The organism is Longimicrobium sp., from assembly GCA_036389795.1.
In the GTDB taxonomy this organism is placed as follows: domain Bacteria; phylum Gemmatimonadota; class Gemmatimonadetes; order Longimicrobiales; family Longimicrobiaceae; genus Longimicrobium.
This window is the reverse complement of record DASVWD010000217.1, coordinates 1-9,516: the sequence shown is the minus strand read 5'-3', so window position 1 is coordinate 9,516 and position 9,516 is coordinate 1. Positions and strand designations below refer to the sequence as shown.

Here is a 9,516-nt window from a genome sequence, read left to right as displayed (position 1 = left end):
GTATTCATCCAGCGTCTCCGGAAACAGCACCTGCTGATCCCGGTCAACCCCGGTGATGTAGCCCATGCTCGCTCCCTGGCTGGCTGTGGGATCGCCAGCAATTTACCTCGCAGGAGACAGTTTTGACACAGTCTGGGCCCGATCACACGGGACCAGCATCCGCACGAATGCCCGCAGGGCCGAAGAATCTTCTGACCTTGCCAGGTGGGTCGGGCGCGGTAGCGACACGGATGCCCGCTCGCTTCATCCACCCGTCATTCATCCGTCTCACCGCCGCAGCAGGGCGAACGACGTGTCGCCGGGGTCGTGGCCCATGCGGTGGACCAGGTGCACGACCAGCGCGCCGAGCGGCTCCAGCAGGCGGGCGGCGTCCAGCCCTCCGGCGTCCACCGGGTCGAAGCCGGTGGCGCGGACCAGGTCCGCGACGACGGCCTTCGCGTCCGCATCGTCGCCGCAGAGGAAGACCGACGCCGGGACGCCGCCGAAGTCCGGCCCGCGGTCGAGCACCTGCGCGTAGACGTGGTTGAAGGCCTTCACCACGCGCGCGCCGGGCGCCAGGCGCGCGATCCGCTCCGCGCCCGAGTCGTTCCCCAGCAGCAGCTCCCCGCCGTCCTCCGCCTCAGGGTTGGTGCAGTCGACCAGCACCTTCCCCTCCAGCGGCCCCGCCGCGGCCAGCGTCTCCGCGATCCCCGGCCACACCGCCGCGAGCACCACCACCTCGCCGAACGACGCCGCGGCGCGGTAGGTGCCGCCGGTGGCGCCGCCGCCCACCTCGCGCGCCACCGCCTCCGCCCGCGCCGCGTCCGACGAGCCGAAGCGCACCTCGCTCCCCGCGCGGGAGAGGAGCGTCCCCACCGCGCGGCCCATCCGCCCGCACCCGATCACGCCGACGCGCATTCCGCCCCCCACTCCGCCGCCATCCCGTCGCCCAGCCTGGCCACCGCCTCCACCAGCAAGTCCAGGTCCGGCAGGCGCGTGCGGTGGTTGGTGATCGCCACCCGCATCGCGAAGCCGCCGCCGATCACGGTGCTGGAGGGCACCGCCGCGCCGGACTCCTGCACCCGCGCCAGCAGCTCGCGGTTGAAGGCGTCGAGCGCCGCCGCGTCCAGCCCCGGCGTGCGGTAGCGGAAGCAGACCACGTTCAGCGGCACGGGCGCCATCAGCTCCAGCCGCAGGTGGGCGCGCACCCGCTCTTCCAGCGCGCGCGCCTGGCGGACGTTCTGCTCCACCAGCCGGCCGTAGACGTCCGTCCCGTGCGCCTGCAGCGACATCCACACCTTGAGCGCCCGGAAGCCGCGGGTGAGCTGCATCCCCAGCATCGAATAGTTCGCCGGCCCCGACGCCGGGCCGCGGTCGCCCATGGCGAGGTACGCCGCCCCCGGCGAGAACGGGCGGCGGTGCGCCTCCGCGTCGCGCACCAGCACGCAGCCGGCCTCGATCGGCACGTACATCCACTTGTGCAGGTCGAAGGCGAGCGAGTCCGCGCGCTCCAGCCCGGCCACCAGCGGCCTGAGCGCCGGCGAGAGCGCGGCCATGGCGCCGAACGCCCCGTCCACGTGCAGCCACAGCCCCTGCTCCGCGCAGAAGTCCGCCAGCCCCTCCAGGTCGTCGATCGCCCCGCTGTTCACCGTCCCCGCGTTGCCCACCACCGCGACCGGCCGCCGCCCCGCCGCGCGGTCCTCCGCCACCGCCGCCTCCAGCTCCGCCAGGTCGACGCGGTACTGCGCGTCGGTGGGGATCTTCCTCAGGCCCCGCCAGCCGATCCCCAGCAGCCCCACCGCCTTGTCCACCGAGTTGTGCGTCTGCTCCGAGGCGTAGACCACCAGCTGCGCGTCCAGCGCGTGCACGCCCGACTCGCTCACCGCCGGGCCGCCCCGGGCCTCGCGCGCGGCGGCCAGCGCCACGAAGTTGGCCATCGACCCGCCGCTCACCAGCAGCCCCGTGGCCTCCGCCGGGAAGCCGAAGGCGCGCCGGGCCCACTCGATCACCTCCGCCTCGACGTAGGCCGCCGACTGTTCGCCGCCCCAGGCGTTGGGGTTCATGGCCGCGCCCAGCATCTCGGCCAGCGCGCCCAGCGTGGTGCCCGTGCCGTTCACCCACCCCCAGGCGCGCGGGTGCACGTTGCCGAACGGGTACGGCTGCACCAGCCGGCGGAAGCGCTCGTACGCCGCCTCCGCGCCGACCCCCTCCGCCGGCGGCTCGCGGCCGATCTCCGCGCGCGCCTCGGGCGGTACCGGCTGCCACGCCGGCCGCCCGCCCACCGAGGCGTGGAAGTCGACCACGTCGTCCACCATGCGGTGCGCCAGCGCCCGCAGCGCGTCCCAGTCGTCGGGGTCGAGCCCCTCCTCCGGCCGGGGCTCCAGGTACGGTCTCACGTCCATCGTTCGGCCTGGTCAGAAATCAGTCGAAACGCACTTCGCACCTCGCACTGCAGTTTTGGGCGTGTCCCTCCGCTGCGCTCCGGGCCGGGCTGCGCGCGCGGTAGGGCACGATACGACTGTGCCCAACCGCGCCGGGCCACCGCCGCGACGATACCCCGTGTCGCGGCGCCGTCCCGGCCCTCCGGGCGCGCATCCCTCACGCAACGGCAGGGAACAGGGAACAGCCAGCCCGATCCCTGCCGATCACGCCGGGCTCCGCCTCCCGTGCCGAGTTCTCCCCCTTTGCCCCAATCATTGGGGGAGAGGGGGCCGGGGGAGAGAGGGCCTCTACGCCGCCGCCGGTACCGCCGCCTCGTCCAGCACGTCGGCGCGCGTCCACCAGGTGCTCTCGGGGAAGCGCTCGCCGATGGCCCGCCAGTGCGGCGCCAGCGGGGCGATGCTCTTGCCCCCGCGGTAGAACTCGGCCACGCCCAGCCAGTAGAGCGCCTCGGCTGCGGTCGGCAGGTCGGTGTGCGCCACCGGCGCGAAGCGCGCCGCCGCTTCCGGGTAGCGCTGCCGCGCGAGATCCGCCAGCCCCAGCGCGATCCCCAGCTCCGCCAGCAGCTCGTCCGGGGAGAGGAAGCCCACCATCCGCCGCACCTCGCGCAGCTGCGGGGTGAGCACCACCAGCGTGGGCGTCCACAGCAGCGCCGTGGTGCCGGTCAGGCGCTTGAGGTCGGCGCTCGGCTGGTGGGTGTTGTACTTGATGGCCACGAAGCGCTCGTTCAGGAACGCCGCCACGTCGGCGTCGGGGTACGTCTCGCGCTCGTACGCCTGGCACCCCTTGCACCCGGGCGACCAGAAATCCACCAGCACCGCCCGGTCCTCGCGCCGCGCCCGCTCCAGCGCGTCCTCCACGTCGCCCTGCCCATGCCACGCGATCGTCGCTTCCATCGCTCCCTCCCATGCATCGGCCGCGTCCGCGGCGCCATTGACGGTGTCGTTCGCCCGCAGCGACAATATCCGCCGGCGCCGTCCATGAACACAAGCTTGCGTTTTTCACGCGAAGCATGATTATCATTCATGGAGCGGCCCGCGTCGGCGGGCGCGCGCCGACCTGGGATGAGAAGGTACGCCGGAGCGAGCGGCGCGCCCACCCGGAAGTTGCTGGATCGGAGAGGCAGGCTCCGGCGCGGGGCCCTCACCCGCCGCCTTGGAGCGGCAACCCTCTCCCAACTTCGGGAGAGGGTGGACATGACGAGGATCGGTGCGAGGAGCGGGATCCTCGTAGGGGCGAGGCATGCCTCGACCGGCGGATGCCAGTACATGCGCGGCAGGCGGTCTCTTGCGCCGATGCCACCTGTGCTCGGACTCGCATGCTCGCCTCTACGACCCCCGGGGCGCTGCTCGCGACGCATCCCCGCGTGAGGGATGCGCGCCCGACAGGGCCGGGACGCCGCCGCCACAGGGGTTTCGTGGCGGTGGCCCGGCGCGGTTGGGCACAGTGGTATCGTGCCCTACCGCGCGCGCAGCCCGGCCCGGAGCGCAGCGGAGGGACACGCCCAAACCGCAGTGCGAAGTGTGAAGTCCTGAGTGCGAAGTGCGTTCGACCCGGGAGACAACGAGATGGGACTGAGCCTGCGGGACCTGGAGCTGGTGGCCGCCATCACCGACGAGGGGAGCGTCACGCGCGCGGCGCAGAAGCTGTACGTGACGCAGTCCGCCGCCAGCCACCAGCTGCGCAAGCTGGAGCGGCGCGTGGGGACGGCGCTCTTCCAGCGCAGCGGCCGCAAGATGACGCCCACACCGGCGGGCGCGCGGCTCACCGAGGCGGCGCGCGAGACGCTCGCCGGCCTCAAGCGGGCCGAGGAGGACGTGAAGCGGCTGGTGGCGGGGCGCGCGGCGGTGCTGCGCATCAGCACCGAGTGCTACACCTGCTACCACTGGCTCCCGCCCGTGCTGGCGGCGCTGCAGGAGCGCTTCCCCGCCGTGGAGGTGCACATCGTGGCCGAGGCCACGCGCCGGCCCGTGCCGGCGCTCCTGGCTGGGAAGCTGGACCTGGCGATCGTCTCCACCCCCGTGCGCGACCGGCGGCTACGCGCCTTCCCGCTCTTCGACGACGAGCTGGTGGTGGTGGTCGCGCCCGGCCACCCGAAGGCGTGGGACGACTTCTTCGCCGCCGAGGACTTCGCGGGCGAGCACCTGATCACCTACGACCTGGACGAGCGCGACAGCACGGTGCTGTCGGAGGTCCTGCGCCCCGCCGGGGTGCGCCCCGCGCGCTGGACGCGGATGCAGCTCACCGAGGCGATCCTGGAGCTGGTGAAGGCCGGGATGGGGATCACGGTGCTGGCGCGCTGGGCGGCGGCGCCGCTGGTGGAGAGCGGGGCGGTGCGCGCGCTCCCCCTCACCGCGCACGGCTTCCGCCGCCGCTGGCGCGCCCTGGTCCCACGCCACAAGACGACCCCGCCGCACGTGGCCGAGTTCGCCCGCCTGCTGGTGGAGGAGATGTGCGGCGCGTGCCCGGTGGTGGCGGGGGATTGAGATCCGCCTGCCAGAATTCGTCGCCGGCTGCCTTGTCGACAGGCCGCCGTTCCGGAGTCGCGTCCGGTCAGGCGCCGAAGTCTTCGCGCGCCATCCGGATCATGGCGTGGGGAGTGCGCGGTGAGGTGAAAAAGCCCGCCCGCATCCGCTCGAGCAGTTCCGCTGAAACGGGCTCCCGAGGGTGGCCCGTGCCGCGCTTCATCAGCTCGTCGAGGGTTTCCTCCGTCCAGCGGGTTGCCGCCCCGTAGTTCACGCTCGTGTCGTGCTTCACGAACGGGTGGTCACCCACGGCGAGCACGCAGGTCCGGTCCGAGTACGGCCTGAAGGTGGTGAGGAAGACCCCCAGGAACGCGTCGGCCGCACCCGCGGGGCCCCACAGCAGGACCCACAGGTGCGGCTTCGACCCGTCGCTTGCGTCAGGAGGAACGTGTCGCCGGCGCGGATCGCCACGGCCGATCTTGCGATTCAGGACGTCAGCGACTGCGCGAGCGCGACTTCCTCCCAATCGGCCAGGACGTCCGCGATCTCCTCGTCGGAATATCCCTCGCTCCGCAGGATGGCGGCGGGATGGATCGGCAGCGCGGAGCCGTTGGGATCTTCCCACTCCGGCAGCTTGTGGGTGAGCTCGACCAGCTCCCAGCGCCCGAGGTGGCCGTACCGCTGGAACACCGCGTCGATCAGCTCCTCTTCCGCGGGGGAAAGCTGATCGCCGGGAACGCCCTCCGGGTCCCGCAGCTGAACCTCGTGGTTCTCCTTCGGGGCGATGTGCCGGTCCCAGTATCCGCCCGCGTAGTACTGGCCCTGGTTGATCCGGTCCAGGGTCGCGCTCAGCACGGGGCCGTGCGGGAGCGACGCATAGGCGTCGTAGGTCAGCGGGCTTCCCAGGCGTGCCAGACATTCCCGCTCGGCCAGGTACAGCAGCTTGATCAGCTTGAGATGGCTCATCCGGCCGCCGGCGTGCCGGAGCAGGCGGGCGGCGGCCTGGGTCGCCTTGTCTTCGCGGTACCTGGCGCGCATCGGTTTCTCCTGGAGGGCCTTTTCACGATCCGTGACACACGGAGGCGAGAAAGGTTCCTGTTCCAGACTCGGCGGAGGCCAATCGCATTCCCCAAACAGTACACTCAGAACGGCGCGTTCCGCAAGTACGTCCGGGCACGCCGAAGCCCCTCCCCGGCTACCGGGTGAGGGGCTTCTTTCATCCGCGGAAGAATCTCGATCCGACTCCCGCCGCGCCCTACCGCTTCTCCGCGTACGCCGCCTCGCGCGGGGCCGGGGCCGGGACCGGGGCCGCCGCGCCCGCGGCGACGTTGACGCCCACCAGGCGGTCGCGGCCCTCGCCCTTGGCGCGGTAGAGGGCGTGGTCGGCGGCGTCGATCAGGGCGTCGGCGTCCACCAGCCCGGCGCCCACCGCGATCCCCACGCTGGCCGTCACCTGCACCGCGCCGCCGGGGACCGCCACCCGGACCTCGCGCAGGTGCGCCCGGAAGCGCTCCGCGAACGAGAGCGCCCCCTCCATCCCCGAGTCGTAGAGGAGCACCGCGAACTCTTCGCCGCCCCAGCGCGCGGGGAGGTCGATGTTGCGCGCCGTGGAGCGCAGCAGCCGGCCCACCCGCGCCAGCACCTGGTCGCCCACGCGGTGGCCGTGGGCGTCGTTGACCTGCTTGAAGAAGTCCAGGTCCACCATCACCAGCGCCAGCGAGCCCCCGCTCCTGACGATGCGGTCGGCCTCGCGGCGCAGCGCCTCCTCCAGCACGTGCCGGCGCGACAGCTCGGTGAGCGGGTCCACCAGCGCGGTGACCTCGGTGAGCGCCCACTTCCCCGCCGTGGCGATCCCCACCGTCACCACGAACACCAGGAAGCCGATCCAGAAGAGCGACGGCACCCCGGGGAGCACCCGCGCCACCGGCACCAGCTGGCGCTCGCTGGCCAGGTCGTACACGAAGGCGAAGGCGAAGGCGGCGGTGCCCGCCACCAGCAGCCGCGCGTGCGGCCGGCGCCCCACCGAGGCCCGCGCCGCGCGCGCCACGATCGCCAGCATCCCCACCGCCAGCGCCGCGTCGATCCACTTGTTGAGCTCGGCCAGCACCCCCAGCGGCAGCAGGGACGCCACCGCCGCCGCGGCCAGGAAGGCGGCGGTCACCGCGTGCTCGCGCCGGCGGTAGCGCAGGTCGAAGAGGTTGTAGACCAGCGCCACGAAGAACGGCCCCCCCGCCAGGAGCGCCATCAGCCCCAGGCGGTACGGGTTCAGGTACGGGAGCACCGCCCCCGCCACCGCGCCCGAGAAGGTGGCGCCGTAGACGGAGACCGCCAGGCTCAGCAGCGCGAAGTACAGGTTCTCGCGCGCCTGCCGGCGGCGCAGGAAGAAGGCGAAGTGGTAGACGCCGATGGCCAGGAAGAACGACACCAGCCCGCCGATCACCACGTCGCGCGGGGAGCGCTGCCGGGCCAGCGCCTCGTAGGGCCCCACCTTCACGGGGCTGAGGATCCCGCCGTACGCGTAGTCGTTGTAGACGCGCACCGCGAGCACGTGCGGCCCTCCCGGGCGCCGGGCCAGCGCCTGGGGCGGCACCATCAGCAGCGTGGGACCCACCCCCTCCACGAAGCGCGGCGGGAAGCGCCCCGCGCCGCCCACCTTCACCCCGTTCCAGTACACCTCGAAGGCGTCGCCCACGGTGCCGAAGACGATCCCCACCGGCCCGTCGGCGACGTCCCGCGGCAGTTCCACCGTGCGCCGGTACCAGCCGAAGCCGTCGTAGTCCGGGAACGCCTGCTCCCAGTCGCCCGGGACGGCGACCGGCGTCCAGGCGCGGTCGTCGAGCGCCGGGTCGGCCCAGGCGCCCCGGTCGCCGCGCGCGGCCTTCCAGGCGCCGTCCAGCACCAGCACGCGCGCGTCCTCCGCCGGGGCCTGGGCCGCGGCGGGAAGTGCCATGAGCAGGAGCGAGGCGAGGAGAAGGAGACGGCGGATCACGGGAAGGCGACGCAAAAGGAGGGAGACCAAGCGACTACGGATGATACCGACCGGAGCGCCTCCCGTCAAGAAATTTCGCTGCCGCGCGAGCCTTGCCACGCCTCCGGCGGCGCGATACGTTGCCGGACCCGCAACCCGTTGCCGCCTCACCTCTTCAGGGCAGGAGACCCGCCACGATGTCCAGCGTCCCGCAGGCCGGCCCGCTCGCGCTCTTCTCGGTGGCGGCCGGGCCGCGCTACGGCGAGCAGATCCCCGTGCCCCAGCCGGTGGTGGTGATCGGGCGGGGCGCCGGGTGCGACGTGGTGGTCGACGACGACTCGGTCTCGGCCCAGCACGCGCGGCTGGAGTTCGACCTGGGCGCCTGGCGCATCACCGACCTGGGCTCCACCAACGGCACCGCGGTCGAGGGGGTGAAGCTCGCGCCGAACGTCCCCACGCCGCTCCCCTACGGCACCACCGTGCGCCTGGGCGGCATCAAGTTCAACTTCGAGGAGGTGGCCGGGGCCGACCCGGGCTCCGCCCGCGAGAGCTTCGCCGCCCCGCCGCCGCCCGCCACGCTGAAGGAGGAGCGGCGCGGCTTCCGCTTCCCCGTATGGCTGGCGGTGCTGGTGCTCCTGCTGCTGGCCGTGCTGGCGTACGTGATCGTGGACCTGGCCACCCCGCCGCCGCCCGAGCCCGTGCCGGTGCCGGCCCCGACCGCCCCGGCCGCGCGGGCGCCGTGAGGCTCTCCTGGGAGGCCGCGGGCGCCACCCACGTGGGGCTGGTGCGCGCGGGGAACGAGGACGCGTTCCTCATCGACGCCCCGCGCGGGGTGTTCCTGGTAGCCGACGGGATGGGCGGGCACGCCGCGGGCGAGGTGGCCAGCGCCATCGCCGTGGAGGCGGTGGGGACGGCGCTGCGCGAGGGGGTGGACCGGGGCCTCCGGGCCGACGACCTGGCGCGGGCGATGGAGGAGTCGTTCCGGCTGGCGAACGAGGCGATCCTGGCCTACTCGGCCGAGAACCCCGCCACCACGGGGATGGGCACCACGGCCACCGCGCTGGTGGTGTGCGACGACGGCACCTTCCGCCTGGGCCACATCGGCGACAGCCGCATGTACGTGCTGCGCGACGGGCGCCTCTTCCAGGTGACGCGCGACCACACCTGGGTGCAGCAGGAGGTGGAGGCCGGGCGCCTGAGCGAGCGCGGGTCGCGCCGCCACCGCCTGTCGCACGTGCTCACCCGCGCGCTGGGCGCCGACCTGGACCAGCCCGACGTCTACGCCGGCACCTTCCTCCCCGGCGACGTGGTGCTGCTGGCCACCGACGGCCTCACCGGGATGCTGGGTGACAAGTCGCTGCGCCGCATCCTCTCCCGCCCCGACCCCCTGGCCGACCGCGTGGCGCTCCTCATCGACGGCGCCAACGTGCGCGGCGGCCGCGACAACATCACCGTGGTCCTGGTGCGCTTCTTCGACCCCGACTCTCCGGCGGGCGCAGGGGACGAAACCCCATAACAACAAGCCTCATACCATTTCGCAGGGAATCGTTCGGGTATCAGCCCTGAAAAGGTCTCACACAGAGGGCACAGAGAACACAGAGGAACAGCGGAAGAGATTGAAGTTCTCTCCGTGTCCTCCGTGTCCTCTGTGTGATGCCAATCTGT

At 72.9% G+C, this 9,516-nt stretch carries 9 protein-coding genes; 3 read left to right on the top strand and 6 right to left on the bottom strand.

Annotated elements, in window-relative coordinates; genetic code table 11:
- Positions 1-267: 267 nt before the first annotated feature.
- The 3 genes from VF746_25430 to VF746_25420 form a co-directional block, all read right to left on the bottom strand.
- On the bottom strand, positions 268-897 hold the full coding sequence (locus tag VF746_25430) for an NADPH-dependent F420 reductase (protein ID HEX8695783.1): 630 nt from the start codon (positions 895-897) through the stop codon (positions 268-270).
- The gene (locus tag VF746_25425) at positions 882-2,381 is read right to left on the bottom strand and encodes a pyridoxal-dependent decarboxylase (GenBank protein ID HEX8695782.1); all 1,500 of its coding nucleotides are present in this window, start codon (positions 2,379-2,381) and stop codon (positions 882-884) included. Before VF746_25425 ends, VF746_25430 begins: the two co-directional genes overlap by 16 nt.
- A gap of 327 nt (positions 2,382-2,708) precedes the next feature.
- Complete coding sequence (locus tag VF746_25420) at positions 2,709-3,314, bottom strand: thioredoxin family protein (GenBank protein ID HEX8695781.1); 606 nt, start codon at positions 3,312-3,314, stop codon at positions 2,709-2,711.
- 672 nt (positions 3,315-3,986) lie between these two features.
- Here VF746_25420 and VF746_25415 point away from each other — a divergent pair.
- A complete protein-coding gene (locus VF746_25415; protein HEX8695780.1) occupies positions 3,987-4,904 on the top strand; it encodes a LysR family transcriptional regulator in 918 nt (305 codons plus the stop codon).
- Positions 4,905-4,971: 67 nt separating this feature from the next.
- Here VF746_25415 and VF746_25410 read toward each other — a convergent pair whose 3' ends face one another.
- The 3 genes from VF746_25410 to VF746_25400 form a co-directional block, all read right to left on the bottom strand.
- Positions 4,972-5,175, bottom strand: coding sequence for a hypothetical protein (locus tag VF746_25410; protein ID HEX8695779.1), 204 nt, complete (start codon positions 5,173-5,175; stop codon positions 4,972-4,974).
- A gap of 194 nt (positions 5,176-5,369) precedes the next feature.
- Positions 5,370-5,921: a Panacea domain-containing protein gene (locus tag VF746_25405; protein HEX8695778.1), complete on the bottom strand. Its 552-nt coding sequence runs from the start codon at positions 5,919-5,921 to the stop codon at positions 5,370-5,372.
- A gap of 217 nt (positions 5,922-6,138) precedes the next feature.
- Positions 6,139-7,833 (bottom strand): diguanylate cyclase, encoded by a 1,695-nt coding sequence (locus VF746_25400; protein ID HEX8695777.1) that lies wholly within the window; start codon positions 7,831-7,833, stop codon positions 6,139-6,141.
- A gap of 215 nt (positions 7,834-8,048) precedes the next feature.
- On the opposite strand from VF746_25400, the gene VF746_25395 reads away from it, so the two are divergent.
- Both VF746_25395 and VF746_25390 read left to right on the top strand, forming a co-directional pair.
- Positions 8,049-8,594, top strand: coding sequence for an FHA domain-containing protein (locus VF746_25395; protein ID HEX8695776.1), 546 nt, complete (start codon positions 8,049-8,051; stop codon positions 8,592-8,594).
- Entirely contained in the window at positions 8,591-9,367 is a 777-nt protein-coding gene (locus tag VF746_25390; GenBank protein HEX8695775.1) for a protein phosphatase 2C domain-containing protein, read from the top strand. The genes VF746_25395 and VF746_25390 overlap by 4 nt, the downstream gene beginning before the upstream one ends.
- The last annotated feature ends 149 nt before the right edge of the window (positions 9,368-9,516 follow it).